Below are 19,126 nucleotides of genomic sequence, written 5' to 3'. Positions count from 1 at the left end.
CCCCGCGAAACCGCCCACGCGGCCCCACCCCGGCGGTACTGCCAGCGGTGCTCCCGGCAGTCCTTCGGTGGTGGTTCCGGCGGTGGTCCCGGCCATGACTCGGCCGATGATCACGGCGCCGGGCCCGGACGATGACGTCGAATCGTCGGGGGATGAGCGGCGCCGGTGTTTCGGCGGGCACCTGTGGAGCGCACCGAACGGGCCGATCGCGCCCGTGGCTCCACGTTCTTCCGCCGCGAACCTGCGGGTCCGGTATCCCGGTTCCGTCGGTCCTGTGCCCGGTACAACGACCGGCGCCGAACCGGGTTACGCGGGCAGGCTCCGCAGCAGCACCCCCAGCACGACCAGCGCGCCGGGCTTATCCAAGGGCTCGTTCCCGTTGCCGCACTTGGGCGACTGCACACACGAAGGACAGCCCGAGGAGCATTCGCAGGCGCGGATGGCGTCCCTCGTCGCGGTCAGCCACGCTCGCACCGCCTCGAATCCCCGCTCGGCGAAACCGGCGCCGCCGGGGTGCCCGTCGTAGACGAAGATCGTGGGCGTGCCGGTGTCGGGGTGCAGCGCGGTCGACAGCCCGCCGACGTCCCAGCGGTCGCAGGTCGCGACCAGCGGCAGGAGGCCGATGGCGGCGTGCTCGGCGGCGTGCAGGGAGCCCGGGAAGTCGGGCTTGGCGAGTCCGGCGTCGATGAGCGCCGACGGGGCGATCGTCCACCACACCGCCACGGTCCGCAGGGACCGCGCGGGCAGGTCGAGGGGCGTCTCGTCGATGATCTGCCCGCTGGGCAGGCGCCGCCGCTGGTAGGAGGTGACCTGCCCGGTCACGTCGACCTCGCCGAGGTAGGCGGCGACGGGCCCGGCGTCCACGCGCCTGGTCACCGACAGAACCTCCAGGTCGGTGACGTCGCGGGGATGGGTGGTCCAGTCGGGGTTCGCGGGCGTCACCATCGCCACCGCGTCGTCGAGGTCGAGGGCGTCCACGAGGTACGTGCGGCCCTGATGCGGGTAGACCGCCCCCGGGTGGGTCAGGAAGGGCGCGGAGGCCGCGTCGACCGTGCCGAGCAGCTGCCCGGTCTCGGTCTCCACGACCGCGACCGGCTCACCCCCCGTGCCGCGCAGGGACACGTCCGGCCGGTCGTGCCGCGTCCAGAACCAGCCCGCGCGGCGGCGCCGCAGCAGCCCGTCGGCGACCAGGAACTCCAGGGCGCGGCGGGCGGGTTCACCGCCGAAGAGCTCGACGTCCTCCTCGGTCAGGTGCGCCTCGGTCGCCGCGCGCGCCAGGTGCGGGGCCAGGACGTATGGGTTGGCCGGGTCGAGGACGGTGGCCTCCACCGGGCGGTCGAAGATCGCCTCGGGGTGGTGCACGAGGTAGGTGTCCAGCGGGTCGTCGCGCGCGACGAGCACGGCCAGCGCCTCGCGTCCGGCGCGGCCCGCGCGTCCGGCCTGCTGCCACACGCTGGCCAGGGTGCCGGGGTAGCCGGCCAGGACGACGGCGTCGAGCCCGGCGATGTCCACGCCGAGCTCCAGCGCGTTGGTGGCGGCCAGGCCGAGGATGTCGCCCTCGCGCAGGCGCTCCTCCAGTTCCCGGCGCTCCTCTCGCAGGTACCCCGCGCGGTAGGCGGCGACCCGGTCGGGCAGGTCGGGGTCCACGTCGGACAGTCCGCGGCGGGTCATCTGCGCCACGAACTCCGCGCCTCGGCGGGAGCCGACGAAGGCCACCGTGCGCGTGCCGGAGACGACGAGGTCGGTGAGCAGGTCGGAGGTCTCGCTCAAGGTGGACTTGCGGACGGGCGCGCCGCCCTCGCCGGTGATGTCGGGCAGCATCGGCGGCTCCCACAGCGCGAACGTCGTCCCCGCGCGCGGCGAACCGTCGTCGGTCACCGCCGTGACGGGCGCGCCGACCAGCCGCGACGCCGTGTAGGCCGGATCGCCGGTGGTCGCCGAGGCCAGCAGGAACACCGGGTCGGCCCCGTAGATCGCGGCCACCCGGCGCAGCCTGCGCAGCAGCAGCGCGACGTGCGAGCCGAATACTCCCCGGTAGGTGTGACATTCGTCGACGATCACGTACTTCAGGCGGCGCAGGAACCGTCCCCACCGCTCGTGGCGGGGCAGCATGCCGTGATGGACCATGTCGGGGTTGGACAGCAGCATGCGCGCGTGCCTGCGCAGCCATTCGCGCTGCTCATAGGGGGTGTCGCCGTCGTAGACGGCCGCGACGACCGACGTCAGGCCCAGCTCGCCGAGGGAGCGCATCTGGTCGGCGGCCAGGGCCTTGGTCGGCGACAGGTACAGCGCGCACGCCGACTCGTCCTCCAGCAGCGCCGAAAGGGTCGGCAGCTGGTAGGCGAGGGTCTTGCCGGACGCGGTGCCGGTGGCGACGACGACGTGCTCGCCCCGGTGGGCGGCCTCGGCGGCGGCGACCTGGTGCGTCCACGGTTCGGCGACGCCGGTCGCGGCGAGGGCCTCGCGGAGCTCGACGGGCGTCCACGCGGGCCACTCGCCGACCCGTCCGGGGCGCGGGGGAATGCGGCGAACGTGCCGCAGCGCGTCGCCGGTCCGCGCCTGCCGCAGGCGCTCCAGGAGACGCGCGGGAACTGAGACCTCGCTCATGAATAACGAGCCTGACACAGCGGGTCCGGATCGCCCGAGGCCGTCTGCCGGTAACGTGTCCTTGCGGCGCTCGCGCGCCGCGTTCCGATCCGGGAGGGTGTCCATGGAACTCGCGCTGTCCACGCGGACCGACGGTGACCGGTCGGTCGTCGCGGCCCGTGGAGAGATCGACCTTTACTCGGCCCCCGGCCTGCGCGAACATCTGCGCAACCTGGTCTCCGACGGGGTCCGGCGCCTGACCGTCGATCTGAACAGCGTGGAGTTTCTCGACTCGACCGGACTCGGTGTGCTCGTCGGGACGCTCAAGCGGCTGCGAGAGGTCGGCGGGACGCTCGTCATTCTCTGCGACCAGGAACGGATCCTGAAGATCTTCCGGCTCACCGGTCTCGACCAGGTCTTCGACATTCAGGACTCGGCGAGTCCGGACGGTTCGTGACGATGCCGGTGGTGCGGGTCAGTTTCACCCCCGCCCCGGCCCACGTGCGGACGGTCCGTCTCGTCGCCGGAGCCGCCGCGCAGCAGGCCGGCGTGCGCGGCGAGGCGCTGGACGAGGTCCGGTTCGCCGTCGGTGAGGCCTGCGCGCAGGCCGTCGCCCGGCACCAGCGGCACGGGCTGCGCGAGCCCGTGCGCCTGGAGTGCGAGGGCAACGGGGGCGGGTTCACCGTGCGGGTGAGCGACCGCGCGCCCGCCGGTGAGAGCGCCGACCCCGTGGCGATGGCGCTGCTGTCGGGTCTGGTCAGCGACCTGCGCACCACCCCGGGGATCAACGGGGTGGGCACGACGGTCGTCCTGCACTGGCGTTAGACCGCCCGCAGGATCGCGGCCAGCTCCTTGGGCTTGGTGAGCATCGGCCAGTGGCCCGTGCGCAGCTCGACGAAGCGCCACACGTCGCGGTACGGGGCGGCGGCCGGGTTCGGGTCCTCGCCGTTCAGCGTGCAGTTGATGTAGGTCGCGCTCAGCTCGGTCAGCGGGCGCTCCGGCTTGGCGACGCCGAAGATCGTGCGGCCCGGATGCGGCAGGGAACGCCCGAGGAACAGCGCGAGCCGCGCGTCGTCGAAGTCCTGCCCGTCGAGGTCTTCGGCGGACAGGACGGGCCAGAGCCCGCCGTTGGCCTCGATGGCGGCCGTGACGTGCGCGCGCCCTTCGGGCGACCAGCCGTCGATCATGGAGTGCCCGTCGACCGGCACGTTCGCGTCGACGAAGACGGTGTGCCCGACGCGTTCGGGCTCGGCGGCGGCGACCAGCCCGGCGACGATGCCCGCGTAGCTGTGCCCGGCGAGGACGACGCCGGTCTCGCCGATCTCGTCCAGCAGGCCGCGCACGTAGGCGACGTGGTCGTCGAGGGTGATCGAGGACCGCTCCTCGCTGCCGTGGGCGTGCAGGCCCGGGAGCGTCACGGCGTGGACGGTGTGCCCGGCGGCGGTGAGTTCGCGCGTGACCGGCTCCCACATCCACGCGCCACCCCAGGCGCCGGGGACGAGCACGAAAGTCGTCATGGAGGGGAAGCCTAGGCGACCGTTGCGACACCGCGTGTCCAGTGTGGTCCGGACCACGCGTGAGTTATCCACAGGCCGTATACCCGGGTGGGTATTTTCATCCACAATGCACAAGTTATCCACAGGTCCGGGAAGGTCCTGTTTGCCAGGTTGACGGAGATCGTCAAAGCTCGGAATCACCCGAAGTCATCCGATTCCGGAGGCGATGATCCGATGTCCGCACGAAACCGCCCTCTCGTCATCACCACCGACCGCCTGCTCCTGGACGAGCTCCAGCGCCTGTGCGACTCGGCGCAGACCGAGCCGCTCGTCGCGCCGACCTTCGAGGAGGCCAGGCGGCACTGGTCCCGCGCGCCCTGCGTCGTCCTCGGCCATGACGCCGCGCCCGCCTGCGCCGACGCCGAACCGCCGCCGCACGACCGCGTGGCCGTCCTGCTGCCGCCCTCGCCGAGCGACCAGCGGCCGCCGTGGACGGCCGCGATGCGGCTGGGCGCGTCCTGCGTCGCCCCCGTCACCGCCGCGCGGGTGCTGCTGGCCCGCTGGTTCGCTCCCGCGCCGCCGCCCGTCCCCGTCATCGGCGTGGTCGGCGGCGGTGGGGGCGCCGGATCGAGTGTCCTGGCGGCGGCTCTCGCCCTGGCCGCCGCGCGGGCCGGACGGCAGACGCTGCTGCTGGACCTGGACCCCCTCGGCGGCGGACTCGACCTCCTCATCGGCTGGGAGGCGCGGCCCGGGCGGCGCTGGCCCGACCTCGCCGGGCTGGAGCGGCCCAGCCTCGAACCCAGTCAGCTGGTCAACGACGGTCGCCTGGCGGTCCTGGCCACCAGGCCCGCCGCGCCCGCCTCGGTCCCGGCGAAGCTGCTCGACAAGACCCTCGACGCCGCCCGCGACATCTACGACGTGGTGGTCGCCGACCTGCCCCGGCACCCCGACGCCGCCGCGACCCGCACCGCCGAGCGGTGCACCACGGCCTATCTCGTGGCCCGGGGCACCGTCCAGGGCAGCGGGGCCGCGCGGGCCGTCCTCGCCGCCTACGGGCCGCACTGGGACGCGCCGGAGCTGATCGTCCGCGACGCCGACCGCGTCCCCGTCACCGAGGTCGCCGACACCCTCGGCCTGCCCCTGCGCGAGACCTACGAGTCGGAGTCCGAACTCGACGACCGCGTCCGGCGCGGCACCCTCGACGGGCTGCGCCCCAAGGGCGCGCTGCTGTCGATGTGCACGCGCCTGCTCGCCGAAGGGGGCGTGCTCACATGATCGGCGCGGGCGTCCTCGATCCGCTCGTCTGCGACCCCGACGTCACCGATGTCCTCGTCAACGGGCCCGACGAGGTGTGGCTCGACCGCGGCGACGGGCTGGAGCGCGTGCCGATCGACCTCGGCGGCGCCGAGGCGGTCCGCAGGCTCGCGCAGCGCCTCGCCGCCGACTGCGGACGCCGCCTCGACGACGCGCACCCCTACGTCGACGCGCGCCTGGCCGACGGCTCGCGGCTGCACGCCGTCCTGCCACCGGTGGCCGTCGGCGGGCCGTACCTGTCACTGCGGATGTTCCGCTCACGCGCCTTCACCCTGCGCGAACTCACCGGGGCCGGCACGCTCACCGAGGCCTCCGCCGAGCTCCTCGCCGCCCTCGTCACCGCCCGGCTGGCACTGCTGGTCACCGGCGGCACCGGCAGCGGCAAGACGACCCTGCTGAGCGCGCTCCTCGGCCTCGTCCCGCACACCGAGCGCATCGTCATCGTCGAGGACGCCGCCGAACTGCGCCCCGATCACCCCCACGTCCTCACCCTGGAGGCCCGCGCGGCCAACGTCGAGGGCGCCGGACGCGTCGGACTGCGCGACCTCGTCCGCCAAGCCCTGCGCATGCGGCCCGACCGCATCATCGTCGGCGAGTGCCGCGGCGCCGAGGTCGCCGAGCTGCTCACCGCGCTCAACACCGGTCACGACGGCGGCGCGGGCACCGTCCACGCCAACAGCGCCGCCGACGTCCCGGCTCGGCTGGAGGCCTTGGCGCTGCCGCACGGTCTCGACCGGGCGGGGCTGCACGCGCAGGTGGCCGCCGCCCTGCGGATGGTCCTGCACCTGCGCCGCACGCCCAGCGGACGCGTCCTGCACGAGGTGAGCCTGCTGCGGCTGGCTCCCGACGGGCAGAGCGTCCGGGTGGTCCCCGCCTGGCGCCGCGACGGTGGCGCGGTACCGGCCGCGCCGGAGGTGGCGCGGCTACTGCGGGCGCGCGGGGTGGCGGTCCCGGCAGTGCTGGAGGAGGGGCGATGCTGACGCCGAGGGAACGCCCGCGCGGGGTGTCGTCTCCGGTCGGCGCCGAGCCGGGTGCGAAGGACGCCCGACGGCGGGCCTCGTCGCGGACAGCGCTCGCCTCGCCGTCCCGGGCTTCCCGAGCGGAACCGTTGGCCACCGTGGCGGGAGCGGCTCACGAGCACCCGCGCCCGGCGTCGCCCCGGGCCCGGCCCTCATGGTTCACGCTCGCGCCCGCGCCGGTGCGGCCCATCCCGCAGGGAACCGCCCCACGCGTCACCCGGCCGTCCTCGTCGGCCGTACGGCGGCTCCCGGACACGACCCGGCCCACGACACCCAGATACCGCTCCACCGGGCCCCGGCGCCCGGTCCTCGCCCTGCCCTCGCGCGAGCGGCGGCGGCTGGCCGCGCTGCGTCCGGCGCGGCCCGCCCCGTCCCTCCACCGGTACCTTGCGGCGCGCTTCCCCGTCGAGTCGGATGCCGCCCTCGCGTGGGCCGCCCTGGCCGCCGGTATCGCCGGAGCCCTCTGGCACGGCCCGGTCGCCGGGCTCCTGGCCGCGATCTACGCGTCCGCGCTGCTGCTGGCCGTCCGCCGTGCCCGGCGCGAACGCCGGGTCACCGCCGCCCGCGACGAGGCCCGCCGCGCCATCGGCGAGCTCGCCGCCGAGCTGCGCGCCGGAGCACCCGCACACCGGGCCACCCGCGAGGCCCTGGCACGACTGCCCCACCATCCCGGCGCGGCACTCGCCGAGCGCCGCCTCACCACCGCGCTGACCGTCGCCGAGGCGACCGGCGCGCCCTGCGCCGAGATCCTCGACCGGCTCGAAGCCGACCTGCACGCCGTCCAGCGCGCCGCCTCTCGCGCCGCCGTCCGGGTCAGCGGCGCCCGCGCCAGCACCGGGCTGCTGGCCGCGCTGCCGCTCGCCGGGCTCGCCCTCGGGTCCGCTCTCGGCGGCGATGTCACCGAAGTCCTCTTCCACACCCCGCTGGGCGCGGTCTGCGCGCTGGCGGCGGTGGTCCTGCAGATCCTGGGCCTGCTCTGGGCCCGGCGGCTGTCCACACCCATGGAGGTCACGTCATGAACACGCATGTCATCCTGGCCGGGGCCGATGAGCCCGAGGGCGAGGGCCACTGGCCCTGGCACCTGTTCTCGCCCTGGCACGCCGAGGTCCTGTTCCCCGTACCGCCCTCCTCCGACACTCCCGTCCGTCCCGCCCACCGTCCCGCTCCGACGCGGCCACCCGGTCTCCGCCCCGGAGCCGGGCGACCTCCCGGGCGGCGGTGATGAGGCCCATCGCGCGCCTGCGCCGCATGCGCGGCGAGGCCCCACCGCTCACCCGACGGCTGCGCGGTGGGCCCTGGCGAGCAGCGACGGCGGGCCTGGCCGGGCTGGCGGTCCTCGCCCTCGTGGGCGGGGCCACTGGGCTCGTCCTGGGCTGCGTGACGGGCGTCCTCACCGATTGGGTCCTGCGGACCCGCGTCCCGGCGCCGGTCCTGGCCGAACGCCGCCGGGCGGCCGCCGACCTGCCTTTCGCGCTCGACCTGCTGTCGGCGTGCCTGGCCGCCGGGACGACCACTCGCGCCGCCGTCGGCGCGGTCGCCTCCGCGCTCGATGGCCCGCTCGCCGAGCGGCTGTCCCGGGTCACCACCGCGCTCCACGCCGAGGGCGACACACCCGCGGCCTGGCGGCCGCTCACCGACCTGCCCGGCGCGTCCCGGCTGGCCGGGGCCGCCGTCCGCAGCAGCGGCTCGGGCGCGGCCCTCGCGGGCGGTCTGCGCCGCCTCGCCGGGGAACTGCGCGAACGGGCGGCCCTGTCCGCCGAGGCCACCGCCGAACGCGCCGGCGTCCTCATCGTCCTGCCGCTGGGCCTGTGCTTCCTGCCCGCGTTCGTCCTGATGGGACTCGTCCCCGTGGTCGCCGCCGTCCTCGGCGACGTCCTTCCCGCCTGACATGCCGATGCACACCCGGAGGTATTCCATGCGCCCACCCACACGTCCCCGCCGCTTCCGCGGTGAACGCGGAGCCGTCTCCGCCGAGTACGCCGTCCTGATCATCGCGGCCGTCGCCTTCGCCGGGCTGCTGCTCAAGGTGGTCACCTCGTCCGGCGTCGCCTCGGCCATCACCGACCTGATCGAGAAGGCCCTCCAATGACCGTCCGCCGAGGCGAGCGCGGTTCGGTGGCCGCCGAGTTCGCCGCCGTCCTGCCCGTCGCCGTCCTCCTGCTGCTGACCGGCGTCACCGCCATCACCGCCGTCGGCACCCGCATGCGCTGCCTGGACGCCGCCCGCGAGGCCGCCCTCGCCGGTTCACGGGGCGAGTCCGCCGAGCACGCCGCGAGCCTCCGCGCCCCGCCCGGCGCGACCGTCTCCGTCCAGGCCGGACCCGAGACCGTCACGGCCGCCGTCACCGCCGACGTCCCCCTCCTGGGCGGTCTCCTCCCGCCCCTGCGCGTCTCCGGCGACGCCGTCGCCGCCACCGAACCCGGCGCGATCACCTGAAGCACCCGAAAGGACCCGCACCATGCACCCGGCATCCACGAAACCCGGCCGCCACCGCCTCGACGGCCACCCGCTCGACGGCCCTGTGCCCCGCGCCAGACCGCTCATGGCCGTGCGGAGGCGCCCGGGCTCACCGAGTCCCCATCCACGCCCACCGGCCCGCGCCGCGCCCGGGCCGGGCCCGTTTCCGCCGCTGCGAGCCGTCCCCGACCCGTGCCCCACCCCGATGGCACGAGGCGGCACTGGCCGGGCTGACGCGGTCAAGGGCGACCGGGGATCGGCTTCGGTCATCACCATCGGCATCGGCCTGGCGGTCCTGCTGCTCGCGATCGGCGTCGCGGCCATCGCCGCCGCCATGATCGCCCGCCACCAGGCCCAGGCCGCCGCCGACTTCGCCGCCCTCGCCGCCGCACCTCACGCCCTCGCCGGGCAGGAGTTCGCCTGCGCCTCCGCCCTCCACATCGCCGAGGCCAACGGCGGCCGCCTGATGAGGTGCGCCGTCGACGGCCTGGACGCCGTCACCACCGTGTCGATGAGCGTCGACATCCCCCTCCCGGGCCTGGGCTCGCGTACCGCCGAAGCGTCATCGCGAGCGGGACCCGCCGCACCGGAGGAGACGACTCCACCGGAGCCCGCGCCCATTCCGGAGACCGCGACCGAGACATGACCCGCATGAGACACGGCCGTGAGCCGAGAGGAGCCAGGTGACCGCACCCACCCCCGTCAGCCCGCCACGCCACCACTCGCGGAGAACACCCCTCCGCCCCCTGCCCGCCCGCATCCCGGGCCAGGGGAGCCGCGCCCCGCCTCAGGGACGCGCATGAACCCCCGCGCGGCGCCCATGAGGGCACACCGCCAGGGCTGGGACGATCGAGCGCACGGACAGGACCGCCGCGCCGCCGGAGTCTGGGTCACGCCTCCCACGGGAGGATCGGCCGGAGACATCCAGGCGACCCGCCGGCAGCTCCGGCACGACGATCCCGCCAAGCACGCCCAAGGGCGCCGCGCGGGCCAACCCCCGAAGGCGGCCGACGGTGCTGGGCACGATCGCACCGAGGCCGAGATGAGGCGATCGAGCCGCCGTGAGGTCGCCTTCGGGGCACACTCCACGCACACGGGGGCACGGGTACGCAGCAATGAGATCGCGGCTGGTGAGGGCTCACGCCCGCGCCGACGGCGAAGGCATGGCCGCCACCTCAGCGCCGAGATCGACGGCCCACCCCACAGCAGTGGGTAGCACCCGGCCTCGTGGCCCACCCACTCCGTACACGCGAGCCCGTCCGCGCGCACAGGGAGCACGTCCGGTCGACGCCTTTGCGGACGGTGTACGCCGGCTCATCCCCGCGCGCACGGGGAGCACTGCGTGATGGCGACCGACGATGACCCGCATGGGGGCTCATCCCCGCGCGCACGGGGAGCACCCCTTCCTGACCTGCATCGCTGCACGCCAGTCCGGCGTTGCAGCATCAGGTCGGTGAGCGAATCGTCCTCTGTTCGCCGTTCTGGTCGCCGTTCAGGCCGTCCCTAAGGCGGCCGTCGCGCGGAGCCTCGCCGCCTTGCGTCGCTTGCCGTACCAGATCAGCCCCACCGCGACGGCGATTCCCAGGCCGATCGCGAGGGTCGCGGTCGGGATGGCGGGCTTCTCGCGGAGGCTGGCGAAGCGTTTCCGCAGCGAAATGGGGTGCTTGAAGGTCACCATCGGCCAGTCGCGTTCGGCAGCGACCTTGCGGAGTCCGCGGTCGGGGTTGACGGCTGTCGGATGTCCGACCGTCTCCAGCATGGGTACGTCTGTCACCGAATCGGAGTAGGCGTACGACTCCGAGAGGTCATATCCGCGTTCGGCGGCCAAGGCGGTGATGGCTTCGGCCTTCACGGGGCCCGCGACGTAGGTCTCGACCTCGCCGGTGTAGCGGCCGTCGGCGACGACCATGCGGGTGGCGATGACGTCGTCCACACCGAGGAGCTGCCCGATCGGGCGGACCATCTCCTCGCCGGAGGCCGACACGAGGATGACGTCGCGTCCGGCGGCCTGGTGCTCCTCGATGAGGGCGGCCGCCTCGGCGTAGATGTACGGGTCGATCAGGTCGTGGAGGGTCTCGGCCACGATCTGGTTGACCTGCTCCACCGGCCAGCCCGCGCACAGCTTCGCGAGATAGTCGCGGGTACGGGCCATCTGGTCCTCGTCGGCACCGGCGATCTTGTAGACCAGCTGGGCGTACGCAGCGCGCAACACCGCACCGCGGCTCATCAGGCCGCCCTGGTACAAAGGTCTGCCGAACGCGAGAACGCTCGACTTGGTGATGACCGTCTTGTCAAGGTCGAAGAACGCGGCGCTACCTGCCATGGCGAAGAGTCTATGAGGGGTAGACAAACGGCCGTGTGCCGTGCCACGTACCCGCTCACGGGTCGACGGCGGGGTGCATCTTCGGGCATCCTTGTGGTACACACAAGTGACGCGGTTTCATCTCCAACCTGAGCCGCGTGCATGAACCCTCAGCGGTTGCCTCCCCCCGTGGCCGCTGAGCGGGTCTGGCTCGCATCCCCCCCGGAGCCGGACCCCCCGACGGCCCCTGTCTTCCCCCCCGATAGGGGCCGTCCTCTATTCCGGCCGACTCCGGCCAAGATCACCCACCTGTGACTCCTTTGTAGACAGAGGGTCATCAGTCACTGAAAAGTGGCGCAGATCATGTTTTCGATCTTCGACGGCCGAGCCGAGCCGATGGACGCCGCCTCGCCCGCGCTCCCCGACCGCCGGTGCCTCCGGGCGACCCTCCGAGACCAAGCACACGAGCGGGGGCGACACCGGCCCCGGCCCCGCCGCGTTCGCTCGCACGAGCACGCGACGGACATGGGCGGCGGGACGCGCTCATGGTGCGGCCATGGGACGAACGGCCTCATGGCCTCGACGACTCGACGACTCGACGACCCCATGGCACTCCTCGACGGCCGGACCGCCGGATCGACACCACGGCGGACGGGCGGTCGCGCGACGGCCACATCGGCGCCGTGATGATCCGAGCGATGCGCGATGCGCGATGGGATGAGCCTTGCCGGCACGGCGAGTTCCCGAAGGCCGCTCGGCGGAGCGGCATGTGCGGTGGGCGCGCTGTGGTGGCGCGGTGAGCAGAGCGGGAGGCAGGTCGCGGCCGTCCACGCCGCCGCACTCCCCGAGCTGCTGGAGGTGGGTGCCCCGCAAGCAGCGCTCGGGAGGCGGGTCGCGGTGCAACGAAGGCGCGGCGTGGGTGGCGAGAGCACGGCATGGCGTCGGCCGATGGGATCGCGGGTGCGCCCGAGCGTGGTGGGACGGCGGCGAGGTGATGAGGCGGCCTCATCGGTGCTGCGACGGACCAGCCGCCGTAGATCAGGTCATGGGGCGGCGGCTGGATCGATGCTGCGACGAATCGAGCGGTCATGTGGCAGCGACACGGGCACCCTGACGAACCCAGAGATCGCACGACGGCCGGATCGACACTGCGGCGCGCCGAACGGTCACGCGACGGCAACACGGGCAATCTGGTGAACCGAGCGGTCACGCGACTGTGGCATGGGCGCCTTGGCGAACCCAGCGATCGGCCGGTGGCAGCATGGGCGCCCTGGCGGACCCGGGGATCGCGCGACGGCCGGATCGACATTGCGGCGCGCCGAGCGGTCACGCGACGGCGACATGGGCACCCTGAGGAACCCAGCGATCAGCCGGTGGCGGCATGGGCACCTTGGCGAACCCAGCGATGGGCCGATGGCCGGTTCGGCACCGCGGTGAACCATGCGGTCAAGCGACGGCCGGATCCGTGCCGCGGGCCGATCGTCGTGGGTGCGCCGGCCCTTCCCGTCCGCAGCTCACCTGCGGTCATGCCCGTCATGTCGCGGCGGGGTGCTAACTTGCGCAGATGTCCAACCAGCGGCAGGCCCGGCTCGCGGACGTGGCCGCACTCGCGGGGGTCTCCCCGGCGACCGCGTCACGGGTCTTGAACGGCTCCCGGCATCGCGTCACCAAGACCCTGCACGAGAAGGTCCTCGCGGCCGCTCGTGAGCTGCGGTACACCCCGAACGCGCAGGCGCAGGCGCTCGCGCGGAAGAGTTCGGGGACGGTGGCGCTGCTGCTCCACGACGTCTCCGACCCGTACTTCGCCGCGATCGCGGGTGGGGTGCTGGCCGCGGCCGACGCCAAGGGGGTGCGGGTGCTCATCGCCGACACGGGGGACGATCCGCGGGTCAAGGCGGAGCATCTGGCCGCGTTGCGCGCGCATCGTCCGCAGGCGGCGATCCTGGTGGGTTCGCGGACCAGCGACGAGGACGCCGAGGCGGCGCTGGCGGCGGAGCTCGCCGATCTGCGCGCGGGTGGGGCGAGGGTCGTGACGGTCGGGCAGCACGGGCTGCCGGGCGCGGTCGTGCGGCCGGACAACCGGGCGGGCGCGCGCAAGCTCGCCGAGCACCTGGTGGCGGCCGGGCACCGGTCGTTCGCGGTGGTGGCGGGACCGCCGAGCCTGCTGACGGTCGCCGACCGGCTGGCGGGCTTCACGGAGGGCCTGGCGGGACTGCCCGCGCCGGTCGTCCTGCACGCCGACTTCAGCCGGGACGGCGGTTACCGCGCGGGCCGCGAGTTCACGCCGGGACCGACGGCGGTGTTCGTGACCGGCGACGTGATGGCGACGGGTTTCTGCACGGCGCTGCGGGAGCGCGGGATCGCGGTGCCCGACGACGTGTCCGTGGCCGGGTTCGATGACGTGCCCGTGGTCGCCGACCTCTCGCCCGCGCTCACCACCGTCCGCCTGCCACTGGCCGGGATGGGCGAGGAGGCCCTGAGACTGGCCCTGGAGGGCCCGGACGACGGTGTCGTGGACGCTCCGGCGGAACTGGTCGTGCGCGACTCGGTGCGAGTGCTGGACGCGGGATAGCGCGACCGCGACGGCCCCGCGACCACGAGGCGGCATGGGACGGTCGTGAGCGAGGCGGGACGAGGCCGGTGAGCCGAGGCCGCCGGTGGTGAGGCGATGCCATGGCATCGCCAAGTCCGCCCGCGCTACCGATCGGCCACCACCGGCACTGGTACCGGAGCACCCCATGCCCAGCGGCACCACGGCCGGGCAGTTGGTGGTGCCGGGGTGCGGTGGGGTGGAGCACCCCCGATCCAACGGCACCACCGCCGGGCCGTTGGTGGTGCCGGGGCACAGTGCGGTGGAGCACCCCCATATCCAGCGGCGCCACCGGCCGAGCCACCGGTAGTACCGGAGTGCGGTTCAGGCGCAGCATCTGCATGTCGAACGGCACCACCAGCCCACTCGCGGTGCCGGGGCACGGCGTCCTCGCGTCCTGCGGCATCTTCGGCCGGGCCACCGGTAGCGCCGGGCCCGGTGCGGGCACGGCGTCCCCATGTCCTGCGGCATCTTCGGCCGGGCCACGGGTGGTCCGGGACCCCGGGGACCGGGTGAACGCCGGGTAGCGTGGTGGATCACCGCTTCACCATCACCCGCTGGGAGATCCGCATGGCATTGAACGTCGTCATCCTCGCCGCCGGCATGGGAACGCGGCTCGGGCGTCCCCACCCGAAGCCCTTGACGACGCTCGCGGACGGCCGCAGCATCCTCCGGCAGCAGCTCGACCACATCACCGCGGCGTTCCCGGACGCGCACATCTCGATCGTGGTCGGTTTCAAGATGGAGCAGATCATGGAGGCCGCCGCCGGTGAGGCGGTGTTCGTGTACAACGAGCTCTTCGACCAGACGAACACCTCCAAGTCGCTGCTGAAGGCGTTCCGGCTGGCCCCCGAGGGCGGTGTCCTGTGGTTCAACGGAGACGTCGTGTTCGAGCCGGGCCTCCTGCCGTCGCTGGTGCGGGTGATCGGCGACGGCGGCAGCTTCGTGTGCGTCAACACCGAGAAGGTCGCCGACGAGGAGGTCAAGTACACCCTCGGCGCGGACGGCTTCATCGACGCGCTCTCCAAGCAGGTCACCGGTGGGCTCGGGGAGGCCGTCGGCATCAACTACGTGGCGCCCGCCGATCGCGCGACGGTCGTCCGGCACCTGGACCTGGTCGAGGACACCGACTACTTCGAGGCCGGGCTGGAGGGCGCGATCGCCGAGGGCGTGCGCATCCGCCCGGTCGACATCTCCGCGTTCGGGGTCGTCGAGGTCGACTTCGCCGAGGACCTGACACGCGCCAACGAGATCGAGACCCGCGGGTAGCCTCGCGCGGCCGATACGATCCGCGCATGTCCGCTCCGCACCCGTACGACGCCCTCGCCGAGCAGCTCGCCGCGCTCGATCCGCGCGCGCTGATCTACGTGCTGTCACGCGTACTGCCCAGGCACCAGGACTTCACCGAGACCGGCGACATGCGCACCACCATGGTCCTCGCCGAGGCGACCGTGTGGGCCGAGGGACGCCCCGAGCGCGCCCAGTCGACCGAGGCCGACATCGCGCTCGTCGCCTGGCCCGACGCGCGGTACGTGACGCAGCCGGGCGTGGGGACGCAAGGTACGTGCCAGGCCTGCGACGTGGCGGTCAACTCGATCGCCACGGTCGCGTACTGCCCGGTGTGCGGGGCGGCGCTGCAGCTGGGGTGAGGTGCCACCCGCGCAAGATGCGGCGACTCGCCCGTGTTCACGTCCGTGTCAGGTGGTCTCACACCTGCTCGAAGCGGAACTCCCTGATGAAGCAGTCGCGCGGCTGTCCCACCGCGAACAGCACGCAGTCCACGACGGACGCGGCGGTCAGCGCGGCGCCGGTGACGCGTTCGCCGCGCTGGACGAAGTCCGGCGGGTAGAGCGAGATGACGCGGACGCCCTCCGCGCGCAGCCGGTCGGACAGGATCTCGGTGAAGCCGGACTGGGCGTGCTTGGCCGCGTAGAACGCCGGGTGCGCCCGCGACCTGTGCTGCCCGGGCTCCCCGGCAGCGGACACCAGGGTGACGATGTCGGGCCGCGCCGAGGCGCGCAGCAGCGGCAGCAGCGCGCGGGTGAGCAGGACGGTGCCGGTGGCCCCGGCGGTGATGGTGGCGGCGATGTCCTCGTCGGAGGCGTCGAGCAGGTCGCCGTGAAGGTAGGGCGCGCCGTTGTTGATCAGAACGTCGAGCCGCTCGGTGCGGGCGGCGACGGCCTCGGCGAAGGCGCGGACGGACGCCGGATCGCCCAGGTCGCACGCGAAGCCCTCGCCGCCGGTCGTGGCTGCGGTCTCCTCGGCGGCCGAGAGAGAGCGGGCCCCGGCGAAGACGCGCGCGCCACGACGGGCGAACTCCGTCGCGAGGAGGTGCCCGGTGTCACGGCCCGCGCCGGTGACGGCGACGTTCAGTCCCTCGAAGTCCATGCGGTGATCGAACCAGCCGGGTGCCGGACGGGACGGCGAGGTCGCGCGGGTGTGGTGTGCGGCTCGGTGGGTGTGGGGAGCGGACGGTGGTGTGGCGGGCGGGCAGCGCGGATGTGGACGGTGACGGCACGACATGGACCACGCGGCGGACGATTCTCCGCCACAGGCGATGGAGGGGCGGCGCGCCCACGGGACAGGCCGGACGGGCGTGACAGTGACGACCGGCGTCGACTGTCGGCGGAGCCGCGGGTGCGGCACACGGCCTGGCACGGGGGGCGATCGGAAGGTGTCGGGTGTGGACGGTGCCGCGACTTGACACGGCAAGGCCACGGGCGATGGCGGGATGGCGCTCGCAAGGAGCGCGCCAGGCGGCCGAGACGGCGACCACCGGCGAGCCCGGGACCCAGGTGTGGCGAACGGCTCGGCGGAGGCGCCGATCAGCGAGTGTCGAGTATGGACGGTGCCGCCCTGACACAGTGGGACGAGGCCCACCACAGGCGATGACGGGACAGCGCGCTCACGGATACGTCAGACGGCCGAGACGGCGACGCGTGCCGGGATGCCGACGCCCCACCGTCACGGTGCGGGCGTCGTGCCGCGTGCCTCATCTGGATCAACGAGCGGCGGCCCGAAAGGACACGAGCCCCGGTCTCGCGCACGCCGGGGCCCGTAGGCCGATTCGCACGCAAGAGACCGGGGTGGTCGCGTCGCAGCGGCCTCACGCGAGCGACCCGCTTGAGAAAGCAAGCGAAAGGCCGCGCACGGGAATCCCCGTGCGCGGCCCACGAGTCACACCGGCCGCTCAGGCGGTCGGAGCCGTCGAAGCCACCGAAGTCACCCGGCGGGCCGAAACCCGCGAGTCACTCCGCGTCCTACCCGGCGTCCTACAAAGGGTCCTACTCGTCGTCCGACTTCGCCGTCTTCATGCCCGAGGCGATCAGCTCCATGACCGCCGAGTCCTGCAGCGTCGTCACGTCGCCCAGGGACCGCTGCTCGGCGACGTCGCGCAGGAGGCGGCGCATGATCTTGCCGGAGCGGGTCTTGGGCAGCTCGGGGACGAGCATGATCTGGCGCGGCTTGGCGATCGGGCCGAGGGTGTGGGCGACGTGGTTGCGCAGTTCGGTGGTCAGGTTGTCGTCGGGTTCGGCGGAGCCGACGAGGATCACGAACGCGACGATGCCCTGCCCGGTGATGGGGTCGGTGGCGCCGACGACGGCCGATTCGGCCACCTTGGGGTGGCTGACCAGGGCCGACTCGACCTCGGTGGTCGAGATGTTGTGGCCGGACACGAGCATGACGTCGTCGACGCGGCCCAGGAGCCAGATGTCGCCGTCGTCGTCGCGCTTGGCGCCGTCACCGGCGAAGTACATGCCGTCGAAACGCGACCAGTAGGTCTCGATGAAGCGCTGCTCGTCGCCCCAGATGCCGCGCAGCATCGACGGCCACGGCTCTCGCAGGACGAGGTAACCGCCGCCGCCGTTCGGCACGGACTTGCCCTCGTCGTCGACGACGTCGGCGGCGATGCCGGGGAGGGGACGCTGGGCCGAGCCCGGCTTGGTCGAGGTGACGCCCGGCAGCGGCGAGATCATCATGGAGCCGGTCTCGGTCTGCCACCAGGTGTCGACGATGGGGGTCTTGCCGCCGCCGATGTTGTCGCGGTACCAGATCCACGCCTCGGGGTTGATCGGCTCGCCGACCGAGCCCAGGACGCGCAGGCTCGACAGGTCGAACTGGGCGGGGATGTCGTCGCCCCACTTGGCGAAGGTGCGGATGGCGGTGGGCGCGGTGTACAGCAGCGTCACCTTGTACTTCTGGACGATCTCCCAGAAGCGGCCGCGGTGGGGGGTGTCGGGGGTGCCCTCGTACATGACCTGCGTGGCGCCGTTGGAGAGCGGGCCGTAGACGATGTAGGAGTGCCCGGTCACCCAGCCGATGTCGGCGGTGCACCAGTACACGTCGGTCTCCGGCTTGAGGTCGAAGACGGCGTGGTGGGTGTAGGACGCCTGGGTCAGGTAGCCGCCGGAGGTGTGCAGGATGCCCTTCGGCTTGGCGGTGGTGCCCGAGGTGTACAGGATGAACAGGGGGTGCTCGGCGCCGAAGTTCTGGGCCTCGTGGTCCTCCGACGCGGAGCCCACCGCGTCGTGCCACCAGACGTCCTTGTCGGTCCACGCGACGTCCTCGCCGGTGCGGCGGACCACGAGGACCTTCTCGACGGACGGGCACAGCGCGACCGACTCGTCCACGGTCGGCTTCAGCGCCGACGGCTTGCCCCGGCGGTACCCGCCGTCGGCGGTGATGACGACCTTCGCGGTGGCGTCGTTGATGCGGCCCGAGAGGGCGTCGACGGAGAAGCCGCCGAAGACCACCGAGTGCGTGGCGCCGATGCGCGCGCAGGCCAGCATCGCCACGGCGGCCTCGGGGATCATCGGCATGTAGATCGCCACGCGGTCACCGGCGACGACGCCCAGGTCGGTGAGCGCGTTGGCCGCCTTCTTGACCTCGGTGAGCAGCTCGGCGTAGGTGATGACGCGCTCGTCGCCGGCGGGCTCGCCCTCCCAGTAGATGGCCACCCGGTCGCCGTTGCCGGCCTCGATGTGCCGGTCGAGACAGTTGTAGGCGACATTGAGCTCGCCGCCGACGAACCACTTCGCGAAGGGCGGGTTGGTCCAGTCGAGGGTCTGCTCCCAGTCGGTGCCCCAGTGGAGGCGGCGCGCGGCCTGCTCCCAGAAGCCGAGGCGGTCGGCGGCGGCCTGCTCGTAGGCGGCGGCGGTGACGTTCGCGGTGGCCGCGAGCGCCGGGGGCGGGTCGAAACGCCGGGTCTCGGTGAGGAGGTTGGCGAGGGTCTCCTGCGGCGTGTCGGTCATGTCAGCGGGCTCCCTTGGTCGAGCTGCGGTGCGCCGGCGGATCGGCGTGATGTCCGTCGTATGACCCATGACACTAGCGCGCCCCGCCTGAGCACGGATAGCACGGAGGT

The 19,126-nt window shown here is 73.4% G+C and carries 16 protein-coding genes and 1 pseudogene; 12 read left to right on the top strand and 5 right to left on the bottom strand.

The window, feature by feature from the left end:
- Positions 1–306 precede the first annotated feature (306 nt).
- A complete protein-coding gene (locus tag QSK10_RS25910; RefSeq protein ID WP_285665636.1) occupies positions 307–2,607 on the bottom strand; it encodes a DEAD/DEAH box helicase in 2,301 nt (766 codons plus the stop codon).
- 103 nt (positions 2,608–2,710) lie between these two features.
- Between QSK10_RS25910 and QSK10_RS25905 the strand changes: the two genes are divergently transcribed.
- Together QSK10_RS25905 and QSK10_RS25900 are read left to right on the top strand one after the other, a co-directional pair.
- Positions 2,711–3,043, top strand: coding sequence for an STAS domain-containing protein (locus QSK10_RS25905; protein WP_285665635.1), 333 nt, complete (start codon positions 2,711–2,713; stop codon positions 3,041–3,043).
- 2 nt (positions 3,044–3,045) lie between these two features.
- Entirely contained in the window at positions 3,046–3,411 is a 366-nt protein-coding gene (locus QSK10_RS25900) for an ATP-binding protein (protein WP_285666433.1), read from the top strand.
- Here the strand turns inward: QSK10_RS25900 and QSK10_RS25895 are convergent.
- Positions 3,408–4,103 (bottom strand): alpha/beta fold hydrolase, encoded by a 696-nt coding sequence (locus QSK10_RS25895; protein WP_285665634.1) that lies wholly within the window; start codon positions 4,101–4,103, stop codon positions 3,408–3,410. The genes QSK10_RS25900 and QSK10_RS25895 overlap by 4 nt on opposite strands.
- Before the next feature lie 252 nt (positions 4,104–4,355).
- Between QSK10_RS25895 and QSK10_RS34330 the strand changes: the two are divergent.
- From QSK10_RS34330 to QSK10_RS25855, 7 genes and pseudogenes are all read left to right on the top strand, one after another.
- Positions 4,356–6,376 (top strand): annotated as a pseudogene (locus QSK10_RS34330) (TadA family conjugal transfer-associated ATPase); the annotation flags it as partial.
- A gap of 218 nt (positions 6,377–6,594) precedes the next feature.
- On the top strand, positions 6,595–7,434 hold the full coding sequence (locus QSK10_RS25880; protein ID WP_285665631.1) for a type II secretion system F family protein: 840 nt from the start codon (positions 6,595–6,597) through the stop codon (positions 7,432–7,434).
- The gene (locus QSK10_RS25875; RefSeq protein ID WP_285665629.1) at positions 7,431–7,637 is read left to right on the top strand and encodes a hypothetical protein; all 207 of its coding nucleotides are present in this window, start codon (positions 7,431–7,433) and stop codon (positions 7,635–7,637) included. The genes QSK10_RS25880 and QSK10_RS25875 overlap by 4 nt, the downstream gene beginning before the upstream one ends.
- Complete coding sequence (locus QSK10_RS25870; RefSeq protein WP_285665627.1) at positions 7,637–8,302, top strand: type II secretion system F family protein; 666 nt, start codon at positions 7,637–7,639, stop codon at positions 8,300–8,302. Before QSK10_RS25875 ends, QSK10_RS25870 begins: the two co-directional genes overlap by 1 nt.
- A 28-nt stretch (positions 8,303–8,330) precedes the next feature.
- The gene (locus QSK10_RS25865) at positions 8,331–8,504 is read left to right on the top strand and encodes a DUF4244 domain-containing protein (RefSeq protein WP_285665625.1); all 174 of its coding nucleotides are present in this window, start codon (positions 8,331–8,333) and stop codon (positions 8,502–8,504) included.
- On the top strand, positions 8,501–8,851 hold the full coding sequence (locus tag QSK10_RS25860) for a TadE family type IV pilus minor pilin (protein ID WP_285665623.1): 351 nt from the start codon (positions 8,501–8,503) through the stop codon (positions 8,849–8,851). Before QSK10_RS25865 ends, QSK10_RS25860 begins: the two co-directional genes overlap by 4 nt.
- A gap of 226 nt (positions 8,852–9,077) precedes the next feature.
- Positions 9,078–9,518, top strand: a complete 441-nt coding sequence (locus QSK10_RS25855) for an Rv3654c family TadE-like protein (protein ID WP_285665621.1) — start codon at positions 9,078–9,080, stop codon at positions 9,516–9,518.
- A gap of 846 nt (positions 9,519–10,364) precedes the next feature.
- On the opposite strand, the gene QSK10_RS25850 is transcribed toward QSK10_RS25855, so the two are convergent.
- A complete protein-coding gene (locus QSK10_RS25850; protein ID WP_285665620.1) occupies positions 10,365–11,195 on the bottom strand; it encodes an HAD family hydrolase in 831 nt (276 codons plus the stop codon).
- A 1,543-nt stretch (positions 11,196–12,738) separates the two neighbouring features.
- Between QSK10_RS25850 and QSK10_RS25845 the strand changes: the two genes are divergently transcribed.
- The 3 genes from QSK10_RS25845 (at position 12,739) to QSK10_RS25835 (ending at position 15,413) form a co-directional block, all read left to right on the top strand.
- Positions 12,739–13,746: a LacI family DNA-binding transcriptional regulator gene (locus tag QSK10_RS25845; protein WP_285665619.1), complete on the top strand. Its 1,008-nt coding sequence runs from the start codon at positions 12,739–12,741 to the stop codon at positions 13,744–13,746.
- A 588-nt stretch (positions 13,747–14,334) separates the two neighbouring features.
- Complete coding sequence (locus QSK10_RS25840) at positions 14,335–15,033, top strand: phosphocholine cytidylyltransferase family protein (protein WP_285665618.1); 699 nt, start codon at positions 14,335–14,337, stop codon at positions 15,031–15,033.
- 26 nt (positions 15,034–15,059) lie between these two features.
- Complete coding sequence (locus tag QSK10_RS25835; protein ID WP_285665617.1) at positions 15,060–15,413, top strand: hypothetical protein; 354 nt, start codon at positions 15,060–15,062, stop codon at positions 15,411–15,413.
- A gap of 58 nt (positions 15,414–15,471) precedes the next feature.
- Here the strand turns inward: QSK10_RS25835 and QSK10_RS25830 are convergent, their stop codons facing one another.
- Both QSK10_RS25830 and acs read right to left on the bottom strand, forming a co-directional pair.
- The gene (locus QSK10_RS25830; RefSeq protein ID WP_285665615.1) at positions 15,472–16,152 is read right to left on the bottom strand and encodes an SDR family oxidoreductase; all 681 of its coding nucleotides are present in this window, start codon (positions 16,150–16,152) and stop codon (positions 15,472–15,474) included.
- Positions 16,153–17,048: 896 nt separating this feature from the next.
- Positions 17,049–19,016 (bottom strand): acetate--CoA ligase, encoded by a 1,968-nt coding sequence (gene acs / locus QSK10_RS25825; RefSeq protein WP_285665614.1) that lies wholly within the window; start codon positions 19,014–19,016, stop codon positions 17,049–17,051.
- Positions 19,017–19,126: the final 110 nt, after the last annotated feature.

Origin of the sequence: Actinorhabdospora filicis, from assembly GCF_030269765.1 — a bacterium.
Classification (GTDB): domain Bacteria; phylum Actinomycetota; class Actinomycetes; order Mycobacteriales; family Micromonosporaceae; genus Actinorhabdospora; species Actinorhabdospora filicis.
The sequence above is the reverse complement of the archived record's forward strand: the minus strand, read 5'-3'. Positions and strand labels throughout refer to the sequence as shown.

Bases quoted from the DNA above. Each gene is read 5' to 3' on its own strand.
- QSK10_RS25855 (WP_285665621.1), top strand. From the start codon at position 9,078: ATGGCACGAGGCGGCACTGGCCGGGCTGACGCGGTCAAGGGCGACCGG.
- QSK10_RS25860 (WP_285665623.1), top strand. From the start codon at position 8,501: ATGACCGTCCGCCGAGGCGAGCGCGGTTCGGTGGCCGCCGAGTTCGCC.
- QSK10_RS25865 (WP_285665625.1), top strand. From the start codon at position 8,331: ATGCGCCCACCCACACGTCCCCGCCGCTTCCGCGGTGAACGCGGAGCC.
- QSK10_RS25840 (WP_285665618.1), top strand. From the start codon at position 14,335: ATGGCATTGAACGTCGTCATCCTCGCCGCCGGCATGGGAACGCGGCTC.
- QSK10_RS25870 (WP_285665627.1), top strand. From the start codon at position 7,637: ATGAGGCCCATCGCGCGCCTGCGCCGCATGCGCGGCGAGGCCCCACCG.
- QSK10_RS25850 (WP_285665620.1), bottom strand. From the start codon at position 11,195: ATGGCAGGTAGCGCCGCGTTCTTCGACCTTGACAAGACGGTCATCACC.
- QSK10_RS25835 (WP_285665617.1), top strand. From the start codon at position 15,060: ATGTCCGCTCCGCACCCGTACGACGCCCTCGCCGAGCAGCTCGCCGCG.
- QSK10_RS25905 (WP_285665635.1), top strand. From the start codon at position 2,711: ATGGAACTCGCGCTGTCCACGCGGACCGACGGTGACCGGTCGGTCGTC.
- acs (WP_285665614.1), bottom strand. From the start codon at position 19,016: ATGACCGACACGCCGCAGGAGACCCTCGCCAACCTCCTCACCGAGACC.
- QSK10_RS25900 (WP_285666433.1), top strand. From the start codon at position 3,046: ATGCCGGTGGTGCGGGTCAGTTTCACCCCCGCCCCGGCCCACGTGCGG.
- QSK10_RS25910 (WP_285665636.1), bottom strand. From the start codon at position 2,607: ATGAGCGAGGTCTCAGTTCCCGCGCGTCTCCTGGAGCGCCTGCGGCAG.
- QSK10_RS25895 (WP_285665634.1), bottom strand. From the start codon at position 4,103: ATGACGACTTTCGTGCTCGTCCCCGGCGCCTGGGGTGGCGCGTGGATG.
- QSK10_RS25875 (WP_285665629.1), top strand. From the start codon at position 7,431: ATGAACACGCATGTCATCCTGGCCGGGGCCGATGAGCCCGAGGGCGAG.
- QSK10_RS25830 (WP_285665615.1), bottom strand. From the start codon at position 16,152: ATGGACTTCGAGGGACTGAACGTCGCCGTCACCGGCGCGGGCCGTGAC.
- QSK10_RS25845 (WP_285665619.1), top strand. From the start codon at position 12,739: ATGTCCAACCAGCGGCAGGCCCGGCTCGCGGACGTGGCCGCACTCGCG.